This window comes from Neisseria sp. P0009.S007 (assembly GCF_051962515.1).
Window position 1 is genome coordinate 1 of record NZ_JBQCVF010000361.1, and the last position, 1,362, is coordinate 1,362.

Here is a 1,362-nt window from a genome sequence, read left to right on the forward strand (position 1 = left end):
GATGGTGTTCAGGGTATCGCCTTTACGTACAGTGTAGGAAACGTTTTGAACCGGGTTGCTGCGGACTTTTGCCGGAGTAGCTGTAACACGGAGGATTTGGCCTTTTCTGATATTGTTGCCTTTGATGTTGTTGGCAATAATCAAATCAGCTACGCTCAAGTTGTAACGTTTGGAGATATTAAACAACGTATCACCATCTTCCACACGGTGTGTGCCTGCTGCAAGTGCTGCAGTTTGTGTGTTTTGTTGGCCATTTACACGGGCAAGACGCGCATTGATGCGTTGTTGTTGTTTAGCGGTATTGGCTGCGATACGTGCTGTACGAGCGCTTTCGGCAGTCACAACAGTTTGAACTTGTTTGGCTTCAGAAGTCGCTTCAGCAACAGTCGCTGCAGGTTCCTCCGCAGGTTGGCTTTGTACCAAAGCCATCAGGTCATCATGCTCTTCTTGAACCGGAGCAACAGCAACAGATTCAACTGCTGGAGTAGGGGCTACATCGTTTGCGGCAACAGTCGGTGCAGTCAAGTCGGCAGGGATAGCTGCTTTTGGTGCTTCAGCAACATTTGTGGCAGCAGGCTCAGCAGTAATATGGGTCATGGCTACAATAGGGGCGGCTACTTCCGCACTTGCAACTTGAGGCTGCGCCTTGGTTTCTGTTACCGCTACGGAAGTAACGTTTTCAGTTTTGCTGCGTGCAATAAAGTCAACCGGTTTGCTGGACTGTGGAACAACAGGAGCAACAATATTGGTCACGGTATTTTGAGCGACTTTAACCGATTCTGCTACGTTGGAAGCAATAATCGGAGACATGGCCGGCATATTGGATTGGTAAGTATCCGGCGTATTGTCTTTGTCGATGAAGTTAATGATGTCTTGACTTTGGCTTGCTGAATTTTTAGCCACCAAAATGCTGCGGCCTTCAGAAATTGCGCTACCGCTCAGGCCATTGAGGCGTTTGAGTTCGGCTACGCTCATGCCGGTATCGTTGGCGATGGCATTAAGTTTTTTGTTGCCCAAAGAAGTATAGATATCCCAAGACATCAGGGTATCTGGATTGGCATTGCGGTAGTTCTTTTCAAATGCAGAAACCGCAGAAACCGGCAACAACAGACGACGGTTATTTTTAGGGATGAATACCGGGGCATTGAAACCTGGGTTGAGTGCCAACAGTTCGCTTTCGCTGATATTTGCAAAGCGAGCAATTGTGCTGTTATCGATAGGTTTGTCGATGCTGACAGATTTGAAATACGGCTGATTGCTGATTTCACTGATATTCATGCCAAAAGTTTGCGGATTGGCAACGATATTGCGGACGGCCAAAAGTTTGGGAACGTAGTTGCGTGTTTCGTTCGGCATACGCAG

At 47.7% G+C, this 1,362-nt stretch carries 1 protein-coding gene; it reads right to left on the bottom strand.

Features of this window, described 5'->3' with window-relative positions; translation table 11 throughout:
• Positions 1–1,362: LysM peptidoglycan-binding domain-containing protein (locus ACTHS3_RS13265; protein ID WP_440368161.1), on the bottom strand; the 1,362-nt coding region annotated here is incomplete at both ends.